This window comes from Aliihoeflea sp. PC F10.4 (genome assembly GCF_054612275.1).
This window is the reverse complement of sequence record NZ_JBTSWH010000001.1, coordinates 170,833-187,664: the sequence shown is the minus strand read 5'-3', so window position 1 is coordinate 187,664 and position 16,832 is coordinate 170,833. Positions and strand designations below refer to the sequence as shown.

Sequence of the window (16,832 nt, the reverse complement as noted above, 5' to 3'; positions counted from 1 at the left end):
CCGGATGGGTTTCAGGCGGGAACCAGCGGGACGGAAGTTGCATCATAGGTGAAAAGCCATTCGTAGCGCTCCTTGATCTTCGGTTCAGACCATTCAACGTCGACATAGGCTTCGGCAAGAGTGCTGTCGCGTAGCGCCGCGTTGTGGAATCGCCCAAGGTTGGCTTCCGCACCCCGTACGATGCGTGACGTGCGGTCGTTTCGAGCCGATTCGTATCCCGCGAATGCGCGTGCATAAGCGTCCGGATATTCAGCAATCGCCCTAGCAAGAACCAGACCGTCCTCAATCGCCATAACGGCGCCCTGAGCAAGAAATGGTAATGTCGGATGACAGGCGTCGCCTAAAAGCGTTACCCGCCCGCGACTCCATTCCGTCATCGGAGGTCGAAGCATCAGAGCCCATTTGTAAGGCGTGTCGATATTGCGGATCAGTGTTTGGACATCTTCATGCCAGCCGGCGAAGTCAGCGGCGCACTCTTCCCTGGTTCCCGCGATCGACCATGATTCGACCTGCCAGTCCGAGCGTTCGACAACCGACACGTAGTTCATCAGTTCGCCACGGCGCAACGGGTAGTGAATGGTGTGGCCGCCGGGACCGATCCAGTTTGTGCCAACCGGCTTCAAGAGGTGGGACGGCAATCGCTCAGCGGGTATGACGCCGCGCCAGGCAACGAGGCCGGTAAAAACGGGATCGTCGCGACCGAACAAAATTTCGCGTATCCGGGAATGAACGCCGTCCGCCCCGATCACGATATCGGTTGAAATGCTGTTTCCATTCTCGAAATCGACGGTCACGCTTTTGTCGGACTGATCGATGGCGACACAACGCTGCCCAAGCCTGATGGCGTCAGGGGCGATTCGCCGAATGCCCATAGCCAGCGCCTGATGCAGATCGTTCCGATGAATTGTGACATAGGGAAACCCGTAACGTTCGATCGACTGTTTGCCCAGATCGAACAGCTTCCACGTCTTGCCGGAGTTCCAAAGACGGATTTCCTTGCCTTGCGCCTCGGACGCGACAGCCATGATGTCGTCTTCCAATCCGAGTTCGAACAGGACACGCGTACCATTGGCGCTGATCTGGACGCCGGCTCCCACCTCCCGCAGTTCGGGCGCCTGCTCGAATACCTCCACTTCGAAGCCTTCGCGCAACAGAGCCAATGCGGCCGTCAGTCCGCCAATTCCCCCACCTATGATGGCAATCTGCATATGAACCCTCCGTACTCCGCACTGTCGACCGCGGACTTTTATAACCCAACGTTTGACAGAGTATAATTGATTTTGTCAAAAACCAACAATTCCTTGTATCTGGACGTTAGCTCCTTCGTTGGTTGACAACTTAATTCATCATCGTACAATTCATTTCTATTAAATCAAAATGATATTGGGAGGATCGATGTCGTTTGATCAGCGGGTTGCCCAAAGCCGCTTCGCTCTGCAAGATTTCCTTGCCGAGTTGCAGTCTCGTGGCGAACTGGAAGTCCATGACGACCGCGTAGCGCTTGCAGATGTCGCCGGACATCTCGACGGCAACTCGAAAGCGGTGCTTTTCAACGACGTGTGCGATGAAGGAATTCCGCTTGTTGGCGGTGTCGCAGGAACACGCGAACGCCTTGCAATCGCCTTTGGTACGACAGTCCAGAACCTCTTGCCCGAAGTGTTGCGCAGACTACGCCAAGCACCGCAGTCACATGATGTTTCCGGCGACGATGCTCCGGTTCAGGAGGTTGTTTTGACGGGCGACGACGCTGACTTCAGCCGGTTGCCCGTCCATCTTCAGCATGACGCCGACGGCTCGCTCTACATTTCTTCGGCAATGGACATTGTGCGCGATCCCCGCAGCGGGACGACTAATGTGGGAATTCGCCGCCTGATGCTGCGCGGCCGGCGCGAAGCCGGCGTGGATTTGGTTGCACCAAGCGATCTGCGTGCGATTTACGAGCACGAGGCGCGTCAGGGGCGAACGTTGCCGATCGCGTTCGTTGTCGGCTCGCATCCAGTCGACCATGTCGCCGCAACGATGCGGATTCCCATTGACGAAGTGGGGCTGATCGCAACCTTGCGCAGTGAATCGCTGCCGCTGGTAAAATGCGTGACGAACGACCTGATGGTGCCGGCCGACGCGGAATTCGTTCTCGAGGGCTATTTGTCCGCCGAGGGCCACGTCGAGCCGGAAGGGCCGTATGGCGAATTCCTGGGCTATTATGGCGGTGTGAAGATGAACCCCGTCTTCCATCTCACCGCGATCACGCATCGCGCGAAACCGGTTTTCCAGACTTCCACCATCGCCGGACGCGATCTGGCCATGACCGACGCGTCACAACTGATTGCGCTGCGTACGGAGGTGACGGTCTGGCGCGCGCTCGAAAGCGCAATCCGCGAGCCGCTCGGTGTCTATACGACGACGTCATCGGGTGGCATGTTCAACGTGCGCATCTCAATGCGCCAGCGCGTACCGGGTGAGGCTCGCAATGCAATCGCGGCGGCGATGGGCTCGCTTGCCAACGTCAAGCACGTTTTCGTTTTCGATCCCGACATCGATATCTTTTCCGATCAGCATGCCGACTGGGCACTCGCCACGCGGTTTCAGGCCGACCGGGACCTTGTCGTCGTCTCCGGCTTCCGCGCCCTGCCCCTCGACCCCTCCCTTGCTGGCGCGCACATCGGCGCGAAAGCCGGTTTCGATTGCACCATGCCGCTGAAGGTAGCCGCAACATTGGAAGCACGTGTGCCGACACCGCCGCTTCTCAAAGGCGAGCGCTTCGATACGATCGAGGCTGCACTTGCCAACGGGCCGAAATCTTTCAGCGCTTTGATGGCCGCCATCGGAACCCGCGACGGTCGCGAAATACTGGATGTGTTCGATCGGTTGCGTGCCGAAGGGCGCCTGGGTCGTTCGTCTGATGGCCAATGGACGCTTGGCAAAGGCTAGGATCGACGCATGCAAGGAAATCGCGTGCCAGCCGATATGCAGGATGGCCCTTTCATCGGACGGTCGATGCCGCGTTTCGAAGACGAACGGCTCATCACAGGAAACGGACGCTACACGGACGATTTCCGGCTGGACAATGAATGCCATGCCGCGTTCGTCCGCTCGCCTCATGCTTCGGCGCGCATCGCCGCCATCGATGTTTCGCAAGCGCTGTCGCGGCCAGGCGTTCTGGCTGTTCTGACCGGCCAAGACTATATCGATGCTGGCGCAGGACCGATTGATCATTTCGCCGATCCCGCAGATGCGCGCGATCACACGAAACGTGCTTTTCGCGGACCCGACGGGCATGTATCAATCGACATTCCTCACCTGCCGATGCCGCTCGAACGGGTGCGTTACGTCGGGGAGCCTGTCGCAATGGTCGTCGCCGATACCGCGCTGCAGGCCCAGGACGCCCTGGAGGACGTGTTCGTCGATTACGAGGAATTGCCATTCGTCGTCGATGCGCGCCAAGCGCTTGATGAAGATGCGCCGCTCGTCGATCCAGATATCGCAGGCAATCTGGTGGTCAGCGCCTCGTTCGGAGAACGTGAGCGAACCGAAGTGGCGTTGGCGGCGTCACACCTTGTCATAGAAAAGACCTTCATAAACCAGCGTATCGCAAACGCCCAGATGGAGCCACGTTCTGCCATCGTATCTTTCGACGCAGCCTCCGGCTACCGGATGATCGCCGGCAGTCAGGGCGCGGTTCGCCAACGCGATACCATGGCACAGGCGCTCGGCATCGACAGGAAACAGATCGAGGTGATCTGTCCGGACGTTGGAGGCGGGTTCGGACCACGCACGAACCTGTCGCCGGAACAGCCCGTCCTTGCGATCGCGGCCAAACGGCTCGGTCGGCCCGTCCGCTGGACAAGTTCGCGCACCGAAGCCTTCATGTCTGATTATCAGGGGCGGGACATCGTTCACGCCGCCCGGATGGGTTTTGATTCTGCCGGGCGCATCACAGCCTACAGCGTCGAGATGACCGGGAATGTGGGTGCATACACGGTGTCGTTTGTGCCGATGTCCAACAGCTACCGTGTCATGACCGGCGTGTACGATGTTCCCACAGCGCATGTCGCCATCCGCGGCGCCTTGACGAATACTGTGCCGACCGGTCCGTATCGGGGTGCAGGCCGTCCGGAAGCGCACCACGCGATCGAGCGCCTCATTGACATCGCCGCGCACCGTCTCGGCATGGACCGGATCGAAATCCGGCGGCGCAATCTCGTCGGTCGAGAGCGTCTGCCCTACACGTCCCCTATGGGGCTGTCATACGACAGCGGAGACTTCGCCGCCAATATGGCTCTCGCCTTGGAGCGCGCGGACTGGAACAGTTTCGACATAAGGCGAGAGGCGGCCGCAAAGTGCGGCAAACTACGCGGTATCGGCATTGCAAATTATGTGGAATCGCCGGTCGGCATTCCTCATGAGCGCATTGACATGATCATTCGAGGCAACGATCGCCGGATCGATGTCGTGACCGGCACCCAGTCGACAGGGCAAGGCCATGAGACGAGTTTCGCCCAGGTGGTGGCCGATCTTCTGAGTGTGCATCCAACGGACGTTCGGTTGATTTCCGGCGATACGACAAGGGTACGATCCGGCGGCGGCTCGCATTCGGATCGTTCAATGCGCCTTGGCGGCACGCTTCTCGTGGAGAACGCCGGCAAACTCGTGGAGTCTACGAAGGAAGTGATCGCGCGCCACTGCGGGATTCTGCCCGACGATGTGGCGATGAGCGACGGCTTGCTGCGCGTCGCCGCGACGAACACCAGTTTCGATATATTCCAGGCCGCCTCGATCATCGAAGCGCAAGGAGGCGAACTGTCTTCGTCGGCCAGCTTCACGGGGCGGATGCCTGCCTATCCGACCGGTTGTGCGATCTGCGAAGTCGAGGTCGATAGGCAGACATGGGTACCGCGGATCGTTCGCTACACCTCGATCGACGACGCCGGGCAGCCGATCAATCCGTTGATACTCGACGGTCAGGTCCATGGCGGCATCGTGCAAGGCACGGGTCAGGCGTTGTCCGAGACGGTCGTCTACGACGGTGATACCGGACAGCTGCTTTCGGCCAGCTTCCTCGATTACGGAATGCCGCATTCCGATCAGTATCCGAGCTTCGACGTTGAACTTGTCGAAGACCCGACTTCCGGCAATCCCCTGCGCGTAAAAGGTGGCGGGGAGAGCGGTATCACGCCGTCGCTCGCCGTTACCATCAACGCCATCGTCCATGCGCTCGCTGAATATGGCGTCGAGCATCTCGACATGCCGGCGACGCAATCGACGATCTGGGAGGCCGTCAAGAACGGAGAGGAGCAACGATGAGCGAGGGACGCATTTTGACGACGCTGCGCGATGGCGGATGTCTTGAGATCACGATCGACCGGCCGAATCATCACAACATCCTGACGGCTACGATGACTGACGAGCTTTCCGTAATTCTGCGCGCGGTCCCCGATGAAGCCCGGTCCATCCTTTTTCGGGGATCCGGCGTCGATTTTTGCGGCGGCCGCGTGTCGCCGATGCCCGACCCCGCGTCACGGCCGAGCGCTGACAGGATTCGCCGTGAGGTCGCTGAACCGGTTCTGGAGTTCTACGATCTTCTGCGTCTGGTGCCGGTACCAGTGATCGCTGCGGTCAGGGGGCGCGCCTATGGCGTCGGATGCGCTCTCGCCGCGCTTGCCGATGTTGTCATCGCAGACGAGACCGCCCGCTTTTGCGTGCCTGAACTCGACCGGGACATTCCGCCGCTTCTAGTGATGACAGCATGCGCCGAACGACTGACGCGTGCCGGACTTGCGCGGATGGTCTTTTCGCGCGAGCCCCTTGGCGGCGTGGACGCCATGACAATCGGTCTGGTTTCGCAAACTTGCCGCGCTGCAGAGTTGGAAAATGTCGCGGACAAGCTGATCGATGCGCTCTCGGCGAATTCGCCTCACGTTCTGGCGACGATCAAGCGCTTTTTGAACACCTCGCCGGAACTTCCAGCGTCAGCGCGGCGCATTCTGGCCGCCGACAGCATCGCCACGGCGGTCCAGGCTCGCTTCACCTAGCTTGACCACCGGCATCATGGACATCTCGTATCGGAGGAACAAAGCACGCTATGGATATTAATGAAGAAACCCTGATCGGCGCGTCGCGTCCGCTGGTCTGGGACATGCTCAACGATCCGGCGGTTCTAAAGGCGTGCATACCCGGTTGCCAGTCACTGGAACGAACTTCTGAAGGCGGCTTTGCCGCGACGGTCAAACTGAAGGTCGGTCCTGTCTCGGCAACCATGAAGGGTACCGTGCAGCTTAAAAATATCGTCGCGCCTAAAAGCTACACGATTGCCGGCGAAGGTCAGGGAGGAATAGCCGGCTTCGCGCGAGGCAGTTGCGACGTCACCCTCGACGATAGTGTTGACGGTACGGTTCTTTCCTACGCCGCACATGCCGAAGTCGGCGGCAAGCTCGCCCAGCTCGGCTCGCGGCTCGTCCTGTCAACGGCCCGAAAGCTTGCCGGCCAGTTCTTCGCCAGCTTTGCCGCATTGGCGAAAAAACGGACAGCCACGCTGGAAGTCGGCACCACGCCCTGAGATCAAAGGGACAACGAATGGCACGCGTTTCATTGACGGTGAACCAGAACCCAGTGACGGCCGAGGTCGAGGACCGAACCCTGCTCGTCAATCTCCTGCGCGACGAATTGCGACTGACCGGAACTCATGTGGGCTGTGACACCTCGCAATGCGGAGCATGTACCATCCATCTCGACGGGCAGGCCGTGAAGTCGTGTACCATTTTTGCATTGGCCACCGAAGGTTCTCAGGTCCTCACTATCGAGGGACTGGGGCAGCCCGGCAGCCTGCATCCCATGCAGGAAAGTTTTCGAACGCATCACGGGCTGCAATGCGGTTTTTGCACGCCGGGCATGATCATGTCCGCTGTCGATCTCGTCAATCGTCATGAAGGCGTTCTGGACGAAGCGGCCGTCCGCCACGGTCTCGAAGGAAACATCTGCCGATGCACGGGGTATCACAACATCGTGCGAGCCATTCTAGCTGCCGCAAAGCAAATGCGTCCATCGGTCGGTCCGGCGAAAGAGGCCGTGTGATGTTCATGCTGAACTACCGTCGCCCGTCAACATTGGCCGAAGCATCCACGCTTTTCCAGTCCGCCGCCGACGGCAGCTATCTTGCCGGTGGTCACACATTGATCCCAGTCTTGAAAGCCCGTCTGGCGGCACCTGACCTACTTATCGACTTGCGCTCGATTTCCGATTTGCAGGGCGTATGCGTCGGACCGAACAGCGTGGTGATCGGTGCGACCACCACACATGCGCAGGTTGCCGCTTGCCCTGAATTGCGCCGTGCCATTCCAGCTCTCGCCGGTCTTGCCGGCACGATCGGCGATCGGCAGGTACGCAATGTCGGAACGATAGGTGGCTCGGTCGTCAACAATGATCCATCAGCCGATTATCCGGCTGCCGTATTGGGTCTGGGTGCAACAGTCCGGACGGATCGCCGCTCTATTCCGGCAGATGATTTTTTCGTCGGTCTCTATGAAACGGCGTGCGAACCAGGGGAGATCGTTACCGCGATCGAATTTCCCATTCCACAGGCTGCGGGATACGCAAAGCTTCGCAACCAGGCATCGCGATATGCAATCGCCGGCGTTTTCGTCTCAAGGGACCGCTCTGGCAAAGTCCGCATCGCCGTAACGGGCGCCGGCGCAGACGGCGTGTTTCGTATCCCAGACATGGAAAACGCCCTTGGCGCGCAATTCGACATCGACAGCATCAAGAACGACGTTGTCGCCGAGAACCAGATGATGACCGAACAGAGTGTTCCAACCTCGTACCGGGCACACCTAGTCAGCGTTCTTTGCCGTGCTGCGATTAGCGGAGTGGGACGCGCGCAAACACTGTCTTAGTCGGGATCAGACAGCATTTACACCATGTTCAATTCTGCTATGTTGGACAGAATTGAACATTATATAATCCCTGGGAGGAGATTTTTGATGAGCAAGTGGTTTGCAACGATTGCGTTGGCCTTCGTGGCCACTCCGGTCGCCGCACAGGAAACCGTAAAGGTCGGCGCGGTGGATTCATTGACAAACGCGCCGCTCTATATTGCTGAGGAGAAGGGGTATTACGAAGAGGAAGGCCTGAACGTCGAGATGCTCGCCACCGAAACGTCTGGCGACGTCGCATTGCTTCTTGCCACCAATCAGATTCAGATCACCGGCGGTGGTGTAGGTCCAACCTTCTTCAATTCGATCTCGCAAAATATGCCGATATCGATGCTCATATCCCGCAATGTCAGCCCGTTCGATCATTACGTGGTCGCCCGTCCGGAAGTCGCTGAAGAGATCAAGGAACCGGCAGACCTCAAAGGGCGGAAGATCGCTCTCAACGCGACGGGCTCCATCGTCGTTTACGAGATGGCGCGGGTGCTTGAGAGTGCCGGGCTTTCGCTTGACGACATCGAGATAAGCTATCTGCCCTTCTCGCAGATGCCGCCAGCTTTGACGACCGGCGCAGTGGATGCAGTCGTGATGATTTCGCCGCAGTTCGACTCGACCCATGCCTCCGGCATTGGGGTGAAGACGATCAGTGTAGATCAGTACATGGAACCCCAACCCGTCGTCATCAGCTTCCTGCAGATGAACACGGATTGGGCTGCCTCGAATGAAGAGGCGGCGCGTGCATTTACAAGGGCGACGCTGCGTGCGACGCGCGATTACTGCGACGCGTATCACGGGGCCAAGAACCGAGCCGAGATCGTCGAAATCCTGTCGCGCCGATCCGGCATCGACGATATCGATTTCATCGACAACGTTCTGGAATGGCAGCAGCTCGATCCTGCCGGTCGCGTCTACGAGACGAGCATCATGGATGTTCAGGCATTCTTCGCCGATCGCGGTCAGGTCGAAAATCCTGCTACCTGGGAGCAGATGGAACCGCCTGCCTGGGTAGCGGAGGAAGCCGAGGCGCTCGGTGCGTATACGCCACCAGCCGGCAGCGATAAGGCCGGTTGCACACTCGATTGACCGCTGAAAGCCGGCCGTGGCCAGCTTTTGAGCTACGGAAGCGATACAGGCGAGCAAATCGCACGATCATTCGAGGACGGACCGACATGCCCATGACGAATGCTGCGGAGAGATTCGATCCCGCGCCCGAACCGGACACGCAACGGCTTGCTGCGTCGATCGAGATCGAATCCCTCTGGCGGATATATGGCGAAGGCGAAAATGGCGTCGTCGCACTCGAAGATATCAATCTGTCCGTCGCGTCCGGCGAGTTTCTCTGCATAGTCGGCCCGTCGGGCTGCGGAAAATCGACGCTCCTGCGTATTCTGGCCGGTCTCGACGAACAGACGAGTGGCTCCATTACCGTGGAAAAGGGTGACTGGAAGATCGGCAATGCTATGGTTTTTCAGGAAAGCGGCCTGTTTCCCTGGATGACAGTCGAAGACAATGTCGGTTTCGGCCTGGAAACGCGCGGCGTCCCGAAAGTTGAGCGATCGACACGTGTTGCCGAAGCGCTCAGCCTCGTCGGTCTTTCGCGCTTTGCCAAGCATTACCCGCATCAGCTTTCCGGAGGAATGCGCCAGCGTGGCGGCATTGCCCGAGCGTTCGTGACTGACCCAGCTATGCTTTTGATGGACGAGCCGTTCGCCGCTCTGGATGCCCAGAACCGCCATATTCTTCAGGAGGAGTTGCGGCGCATCTGGGAGGTGACCGGCAAGACCGTAGTTTACATCACCCATTCCATCGACGAGGCACTGTTTCTGGGCAGCCGGATCGTCGTGATGACGGCGCAACCGGGGAAGATCAAGCAGATCATCGATGTTCCTTTCCCGCAGCCACGAGACCTTCTTACCCTATCGTCCGAACATGGTTTCGGTGAGATGAAGACAGCAATCTGGCGAACGCTAGAGGAAGAGGTCAACAGGGCCCGGGAGGCCGATCAATGACCATGGCACCGACAGATGCAGGCATAGTTTCATCCAAGAATGCGCCAGTTCTTTCGAAAAAGGCGCGCGAGCGGTTCCTGCAGTTTTTGTCGCCGATCGGCTTGCTGATCGTGTGGCAGATCATGGTGATGAGCGGCATCTGGGATGCACGCTTTGTGCCAATGCCCAGCAGCATTTTTGCGCGCTTCTACGAGATGATCCTGAACGGTCAACTCTGGCATCACGTCTCGATAACGCTTTATCGCGTGTCACTTGGCTTTACGCTGGGTGTGGTGCCAGCGATCGTTTTCGGACTTTTGATAGCCATGTTCCGGCCCGTCCGACTGTTTTTCGAGCCGTTGGTCGCTGCCGTTTATCCGATCCCAAAAGTGGCGTTGATGCCGGTGTTTCTCCTGGCATTCGGTTTCGGGGATTCCTCAAAAATAGCGATGGTCGCCTTCAGCGCATTTTTCCCGGTCATCATCAACACGGCCAGCGGCGCCTCGAACATCGACAAGATTTACATCGACGTCGCCCGGAATTGCCAGGCTTCCTCGTGGATGATGTTTTCCCGCGTGATCTTCTTCGGTGCCTTGCCGATGATCATGACGGGTATCCGGATCGCGGTTGCCACCTCGTTCATCGTGCTAGTCGCGGCGGAGTTCGTTGCGTCGGATTCAGGCATCGGCAATCTTATATGGACCTCATGGGAAGTCCTTCAGGTGGATCGCATGTTCGTGGGTATCGTGACGATCGGCATTATCGGCTTGGTGACGTCGGCCCTGTTGCGAGAAGTCGAGCGACTTGTGCTGCCGTGGAAGCCATAATCCGGAATAGTGAAAGCTTATCGAGCAGGGAAACGCCTTGATAAATCGAAGGGTCATCGTCGGGATAACCGGTGCATCGGGAGTAATCTATGGCATACGAACGCTTGAAGCCCTAAAGGCCGTCGGCGATATCGAGAGCCATCTTGTCCTCAGTCCATCTGCGGCTCGCACGTTGGTAGAAGAAACCAGCTATACCCCGGATGATGTACGTAGCCTTGCCAGCGTCGTACACTCGCATGGAAATATCGGGGCCTCGATCGCATCGGGCTCGTTTCGTACGGCAGGTATGGTTGTAGCCCCCTGTTCGATCAAGACGTTGAGCGCAGTCGCCAATTGCTATGCCGAAGATCTGATCTCACGGGCGGCAGATGTCTGCCTCAAAGAGCGTCGGCCTCTCATACTTATGATACGCGAAACGCCGCTGCACATCCGGCACGCGCAACTAATGGAACAGGCAATGCTAGCCGGTGCTATCATCGCGCCGCCGGTTCCAGCTTTTTATCATCGGCCTCAAACGATCGACGACATCATCGACCAGACCGTCGGACGTACACTTGATTTGCTTGGCATCGATACGCATCAGGTGGTGCGATGGTCCGGGAGTGCGCTGCGGCATCTAACGAGGTAGAATGGCCATTTGCTTCTCGGCAGTAATCGCTCGATAAGGCGCTGTTGGAGTATGCGTGTAGGCCTTTATCTGCCCTGCTTCGCCACAGGAACTTTATCGGATTGCCCCGACGCTGAGAAGTATGCCGTCCAAAATCAGCCATTACAATTCCAGGTAATTGCCTAAGACTATTCAGCCGCCTTTCGATAAGCCAGAGCTGCGGTAGGGTCAGTCCCAACGCTCTATGGAAGCTTCAATATTCGAACAGCGTTATCATGAAAGATCTTCGTCTTCGTCGCGAGATCCATCTCTATCTCGTCCAGCAATTTCAGACATATGGCCGGATCCCAGCAAGGGTAGTCCGTGCCGTACATGACATTGTCGGCGCCGAAATACTCGATTGCAAATTTCATTCCCGCCGAATGGGGAGACACTGTATCCGTGAACATTCGGCGAAGATAATGGCTGACCGGCTTCTCAAGACCTGCCGTCTTAGAGTTCTTGTCCATTCGGCCGGACTGATAGGGAAGAGCGCCGCCCGTATGCGACATCACGAGCTTGAGATCCGGATGACGCTCCATCACTCCTGACAAGATTAACCGTGATGCAGCGACACTGACCTCGATGACCCGGCCAAGGCTAAGATGCAGCGCGTTATTATAGCCTTGCAGAATATCAGCGAAAACCGCATCGGTCGGATGCAGGAACATCGGAAGCCCCAATTCCGCGACCCGGCTGTAGAATGGCTCCAGCCGGGCCTCGTCGATCTGCCCTTCCCTTCCGATACTGCCAGGCAAATTAACGCCCATCAGTCCCAAGCGGTCTACGGCATCATCGAGCACCTCGAGCGCCACCTGCGTGTCGACCAGCGGGATTGCGGCGCTGGCCCAGACACGACCGGGATAACGTCTCTGCGCTCCGGCCATCTCCTCATTCCATGCCAAGGCGATATCGCGTCCCTCTTCAAGCGGCAATTCGGAAAAGCAGACAGACAAGGGGCCGATGGAACAGACAACGGAGATTTCATGTCCCAACCCGTCCATATAGGCGAGTTGGTCATCGAGGTCGTACCATTCCTTCCAGCTCGCGACCGTCCCGCTGCGATCATTCGCTCCATGATAGGTGTAGCCGCCTCGTGCGTTTTTCACGGCGCGTGGAAAGCCATCACGCTTTTCGAGTTGCTCAAGGACGGAGCGCGGCCACCAGTGAAAATGAGAATCTATAATCTTCATGTTCGCACCCCAGACGCTGACTTCAATTTCTCTCGAACCATCGTGGTCACAGGAAGCTACGGCCTCCATCCACAGTAAGCGATTGCCCCGTCATCAGGCTGCTCTCGTCGGACACAAGAAAAGCGACAATGCCTGTGATATCCTTCGATCGCACAATCTCAGGTACCGACTGCACATTGAGCGCGTGCAGTTGCCGCTCGTCGCCGGAAAGCCCACCCCTTTCCACACCGGTCTCTACCGCACCGGGCAGCACGGCGTTTACAGTGATGCGGTGTGTTCCAAGTTCGCGCGCTAGCGCACGCACCATCCCGATCAGTGCCGCCTTGCTGGTGATATAGTGGACGTAGGGCCGGGTTGGAGGAAGCGTGACCGTTGCGCTGGAAAGAACAACGATCCTGCCACTTCCCTGCACGATCATAGCCGGTGTTACGGCACGGATGCAGTTGAACACTCCGGTAACATTGACGGTCATCGCCCGATTCCAGTCCTCGTCGGTGATCTGTTCGACTGGAGTTGATTTGAGGCCCGTCCATCGCGCACTGCTAACAAAGGCACCAATCCCGCCAAGCCTTTTCTGTGTCATGGCAACCATGGCGGCGACGGACGCCGGATCGGTGATGTCAACCGGTGCGGCGAACGCGCCTCCCCCGTCCGCGCGAATGCCCGCAGCCACCGCCTCGGCCTTTTCCTCATCAATATCAGCGATAGCGACTTTAAGTCCGCGCACGGCAAGGTCGGCGGCAATCCTGGCACCGATCCCCTGCCCCGCGCCCGTCACGATTGCTGTCTGCGGTCTCAAAGGCTGCTCCCGCGTTCAGTGGCCAAAGTCGACGCGCCAGGAATCGGTCTTGGCTTCGAGAAGCGATAAAAGCTGGGTGAGCACCACGCCGAGCACGATGATAATGACGATTGAAACCATCATCTTTGTCGTTTGCATGATCTGAGCGTAATAGCTTATCGCGTAGCCCAGACCCGCATTGGCCCCAAAGAGTTCGGCAACCACGACGCCCGTCAGTGCGCGGCCGACTCCAAGACGCAGCCCCGCCATTATGACGGGTACCGATCCGGGTAGCGCAACGCGAAGGAAGACGTCGTAACGCCTTGCCCCAAACGATTCAGCCGCGCGCGCAAGGTCTTGGTCGGTATTCTTGATCCCCGAAAGCGTATTCGCATAGATCGGTGTAAGCGCGAACAGAAACGCGATCGCGACGATAGTTGGGGTGCCATAACCCAGCCAGGCTATGAAAAGCGGATAAAAGGCAATCGTGGGCGCAGAGTACTTGAACCAGACGAAAGGTTCGAGTGCTGACTCGATGTCGGCGAACCAGCCAGCCAGAACTCCCAGCCCGATGCCAACCACCGTTGCCAGCCCTAATGCGAGAGCGAAAGAGTAAAGTGTCGCCGCAATGTTCGTAGCAACCGAGCCGTCCCGGAGTTGCACCATGAACTCGTTGGCGACCTCACTTGGCGTGGAGATAAAGAACGGATTGATGATACCTAAATCGACGGAGAGTTGCCACAGGACCACGATGCCGACCATCGAGAATGTTCCAAGAATGAGCGCCTGGCGACGATGGAAGAACGCGATCATTTCGACCTCCATTCCCGAACCCTGTTCTCAACCGAGCGCACGAGCATGGTGAGGGTATATCCGAATGCGCTGACGACGATCGCGTAGACAAGCAATCTGTCGACTCTCATAGAGGAACCGTAGAGGTTGAGCTGATAGCCGATGCCGGCCTGCGAGACATAGAGCTCGCCGACGACGACACCGAGAACGGCGCGACCGACCGCCAGACGCAAGCCCGTTAGGATAGATGGAAGCGAGCCGGGAACGAGGACGCGCGTAAAAATATCGAGCTTGCTCGCGCCGAAGGCCCGTGCCGCACGGATGAGCTTCGGATCGGCCTCTCGCATGCCCGCCATGGTATTGACGATGATGGGAAAGACCGCGCCGAGAAACACCACGGCCACCTTGGAAGCCATGTCGATCCCAAGCCAGATCACCATGATCGGGAGCAAGATCAAAGTCGGCGCGATGTAAAGCGCCATAAGCGGAGGGTCTATCAGATGGCGCGCCGTTCTCGACGTTCCCAGTGTCACTCCCAAAGGAATCGAAACGGCAATCGCCAGACAGAAGCCCAATACGAATTCGGTCAGACTGATGCGCGCGTGATACCAGAAATTGTCATGAAGAATGACGTCGACGAACGCGACCGCAACCTCGCTTGGTCGACTGGTGAACCGGCCATTGACCCATCCCAGCATCGGCGCGACCTGCCACAAGATAAGGAAGCACGCGACCGACAAAGTGCCAATCACCGCCGAGCGGGATGGCCGGAAAGCAAACAGCGCGAACTGCTGCGACTGGCGGCCGGGGATCACCATCTGAGCCGATTTCATGCCACCTCCCGCAACAGTTGCATGCTTGCCATGTCCTCGGCGAGGTATGCTCGCAATCGTCTTCGCAACGCTTGAAATTCGTCACTGTCGAGTACCGCTTCGTCGCGGGGGCGCGGCAGGTCGACTTTGATCACGTCTTTGACGTGGCCTGGATTTCGGCCCATCACGACAATCCGATCGGCTAGGAAAATCGCCTCGTCGATATCGTGCGTGACGAAAAGCGCCGTCTTCTTGTCCCGCTCCCATACGCGCAGCAATTCCGCGCCCATGATCTCCCGGGTCTGGGCATCCAGTGCGCCGAAAGGCTCGTCCATCAGCAGCACCTCAGGATCGACGGCAAGCGCACGGGCAATGTTCACCCGCTGACGCATACCGCCTGAAAGCTGGTGCGGATGGTAGTCCGAAAAACGGCCGAGCCCGACCAGGCGGATCATCTGCATCGCGCGATCGCTCTTGTCGCCGCCGTTCCACCTTTGCATTTCAAGGCCGAAGCGAACGTTGCCCTTTACCGAGCGCCACGGAAGAAGCGACGCTTCCTGGAACACTACCGCCCGGTCCGGACCAGGTCCGGTGATGCTTGCGCCGTCTATGCAGATTTCGCCGCGTGTCAGGTTGACCAGCCCTGCGATGGCCATCAGCAACGTGCTCTTGCCACAGCCGCTAGACCCGACAATGGTCACGAACTCGCCCTTTTCGATGGACAACGATACGCTATCGATAGCCGGAAATACCTCATCGCTGTTCGGCTTGCGATAGTCTATGCCGAGATTGCTGACTTCAATCTGCGCCATTTTCTCCTCCTTCACGACCGATGACCGCATTGCATTTCCTACGGCTTCCAGTCCTCATAGCTCGCCCGGAACTCGTCGATCCAATAAGCTTCCAGAGGCCAAGCCTGTTCGAATTCACCTGACGCCACGCCCATCGCGATGAAGGCCTTTATGCCCTCGTCGGAACCAAGGCGCCCGTCTTCGTGGAAGCCACCGATCATCGCGTCATAGACGCGGCCGGCATATTGCTCGTCCAGCCCCACCCGTTCGACAAGAAGGCTCACCGCCTCCTCTCGGTCCTGCCGGGCGTCGCGCATCCCGCGGATGAAAGCCCGCAGGATACGCTTCAGCGTTTCGGGATTTTCCTCGATGTAGGTCCCTGTCGAGAAGAAGGATTGGACCGGATAATCGGGCATGAAATCGCTTTGTCGCGCGATGAGGGTGAACCCGCGATCGGCCGCCATGAAGTTGTGAGGCTCGGCGAATGGACCTGCCTGAATTTGCCCGGCTTCGAGCGCGGCCAGCCTTTCAGCTGAACCGCCGCCTTGAACGATACGGACATCATTGGCAGGATCGAGGCCTCCATCGGCCAACACCATGCGCGTCAGTACATCGGTTGAGGATCCGAAGCGCGTAATGCCGATAACCTTACCCCGCAAATCCTGCACCGACTTTATGCTTGCTTCAGCATACCATTCGAACGGCACCTGATTGAAACCGCCATAGAAGACCTTCACATCCTGCCCCGCCTGAATGGCGGCGATGACGCTGGCGGGCGAGGCTGCTCCGACATCGACCGACTGCGCGAGCATCGCGCGCACCAGGTCGGAACCGCCTCGAAAGCTGGTCAACCTGACGTCGATCCCTTCTTCGGCGAAATAGCCCTTTTCCTCGGCAAGGAAGATAGGAAGAAAGGTCGGGGTGGCCAGCGTGATCCCCAATGTCAGGCTATCCTGCTCCGGCGCGCCAGATGGCTGGGCGCTGGCCGCGAACGTCGCAAACGTGGCCAGTGCAACAATTGAAGACGCTTTGATGCCGCTCGTGAATGCATTCGCACACATCGCTCGTTCCTCCCGTGAC

General features: G+C 58.3%; 17 protein-coding genes. 10 read left to right on the top strand and 7 right to left on the bottom strand.

Annotation, left to right across the window (positions count from 1 at the left end):
- Positions 1-11 precede the first annotated feature (11 nt).
- Positions 12-1,208, bottom strand: a complete 1,197-nt coding sequence (locus ACX82Z_RS00835; RefSeq protein WP_459586262.1) for an FAD-dependent monooxygenase — start codon at positions 1,206-1,208, stop codon at positions 12-14.
- Positions 1,209-1,395: 187 nt separating this feature from the next.
- Between ACX82Z_RS00835 and ACX82Z_RS00830 the strand changes: the two genes are divergently transcribed.
- From ACX82Z_RS00830 to ACX82Z_RS00785, 10 genes are all read left to right on the top strand, one after another.
- On the top strand, positions 1,396-2,931 hold the full coding sequence (locus tag ACX82Z_RS00830; RefSeq protein ID WP_459586261.1) for a UbiD family decarboxylase: 1,536 nt from the start codon (positions 1,396-1,398) through the stop codon (positions 2,929-2,931).
- Between the two features lie 9 nt (positions 2,932-2,940).
- Positions 2,941-5,304, top strand: coding sequence for a xanthine dehydrogenase family protein molybdopterin-binding subunit (locus ACX82Z_RS00825; RefSeq protein WP_459586260.1), 2,364 nt, complete (start codon positions 2,941-2,943; stop codon positions 5,302-5,304).
- Positions 5,301-6,032 (top strand): enoyl-CoA hydratase/isomerase family protein, encoded by a 732-nt coding sequence (locus tag ACX82Z_RS00820; protein ID WP_459586259.1) that lies wholly within the window; start codon positions 5,301-5,303, stop codon positions 6,030-6,032. Before ACX82Z_RS00825 ends, ACX82Z_RS00820 begins: the two co-directional genes overlap by 4 nt.
- A gap of 50 nt (positions 6,033-6,082) precedes the next feature.
- On the top strand, positions 6,083-6,556 hold the full coding sequence (locus tag ACX82Z_RS00815) for an SRPBCC family protein (protein ID WP_459586258.1): 474 nt from the start codon (positions 6,083-6,085) through the stop codon (positions 6,554-6,556).
- A gap of 17 nt (positions 6,557-6,573) precedes the next feature.
- On the top strand, positions 6,574-7,071 hold the full coding sequence (locus ACX82Z_RS00810; protein WP_459586257.1) for a (2Fe-2S)-binding protein: 498 nt from the start codon (positions 6,574-6,576) through the stop codon (positions 7,069-7,071).
- On the top strand, positions 7,071-7,889 hold the full coding sequence (locus tag ACX82Z_RS00805; protein ID WP_459586256.1) for an FAD binding domain-containing protein: 819 nt from the start codon (positions 7,071-7,073) through the stop codon (positions 7,887-7,889). The genes ACX82Z_RS00810 and ACX82Z_RS00805 overlap by 1 nt, the downstream gene beginning before the upstream one ends.
- A gap of 87 nt (positions 7,890-7,976) precedes the next feature.
- Positions 7,977-9,008: an ABC transporter substrate-binding protein gene (locus ACX82Z_RS00800; protein WP_459586255.1), complete on the top strand. Its 1,032-nt coding sequence runs from the start codon at positions 7,977-7,979 to the stop codon at positions 9,006-9,008.
- 86 nt (positions 9,009-9,094) lie between these two features.
- Entirely contained in the window at positions 9,095-9,934 is an 840-nt protein-coding gene (locus tag ACX82Z_RS00795) for an ABC transporter ATP-binding protein (RefSeq protein WP_459586254.1), read from the top strand.
- Positions 9,931-10,740, top strand: a complete 810-nt coding sequence (locus tag ACX82Z_RS00790) for an ABC transporter permease (protein ID WP_459586253.1) — start codon at positions 9,931-9,933, stop codon at positions 10,738-10,740. The genes ACX82Z_RS00795 and ACX82Z_RS00790 overlap by 4 nt, the downstream gene beginning before the upstream one ends.
- A gap of 37 nt (positions 10,741-10,777) precedes the next feature.
- Positions 10,778-11,368 (top strand): UbiX family flavin prenyltransferase, encoded by a 591-nt coding sequence (locus tag ACX82Z_RS00785; RefSeq protein WP_459586252.1) that lies wholly within the window; start codon positions 10,778-10,780, stop codon positions 11,366-11,368.
- Positions 11,369-11,589: 221 nt separating this feature from the next.
- Here the strand turns inward: ACX82Z_RS00785 and ACX82Z_RS00780 are convergent, their stop codons facing one another.
- Genes ACX82Z_RS00780 through ACX82Z_RS00755 form a run of 6 tightly spaced genes read right to left on the bottom strand, consistent with a single transcriptional unit; the run spans position 11,590 to position 16,813 of the window.
- A complete protein-coding gene (locus ACX82Z_RS00780; protein WP_459586251.1) occupies positions 11,590-12,579 on the bottom strand; it encodes an amidohydrolase family protein in 990 nt (329 codons plus the stop codon).
- 46 nt (positions 12,580-12,625) lie between these two features.
- Positions 12,626-13,378, bottom strand: a complete 753-nt coding sequence (locus tag ACX82Z_RS00775; protein ID WP_459586250.1) for an SDR family NAD(P)-dependent oxidoreductase — start codon at positions 13,376-13,378, stop codon at positions 12,626-12,628.
- Between the two features lie 15 nt (positions 13,379-13,393).
- Complete coding sequence (locus tag ACX82Z_RS00770; protein ID WP_459586249.1) at positions 13,394-14,170, bottom strand: ABC transporter permease; 777 nt, start codon at positions 14,168-14,170, stop codon at positions 13,394-13,396.
- Positions 14,167-14,982 (bottom strand): ABC transporter permease, encoded by an 816-nt coding sequence (locus tag ACX82Z_RS00765; protein WP_459586248.1) that lies wholly within the window; start codon positions 14,980-14,982, stop codon positions 14,167-14,169. Before ACX82Z_RS00765 ends, ACX82Z_RS00770 begins: the two co-directional genes overlap by 4 nt.
- Complete coding sequence (locus ACX82Z_RS00760) at positions 14,979-15,773, bottom strand: ABC transporter ATP-binding protein (protein ID WP_459586247.1); 795 nt, start codon at positions 15,771-15,773, stop codon at positions 14,979-14,981. The genes ACX82Z_RS00765 and ACX82Z_RS00760 overlap by 4 nt, the downstream gene beginning before the upstream one ends.
- A gap of 38 nt (positions 15,774-15,811) precedes the next feature.
- A complete protein-coding gene (locus ACX82Z_RS00755) occupies positions 15,812-16,813 on the bottom strand; it encodes an ABC transporter substrate-binding protein (RefSeq protein WP_459586246.1) in 1,002 nt (333 codons plus the stop codon).
- Positions 16,814-16,832 lie beyond the last annotated feature (19 nt).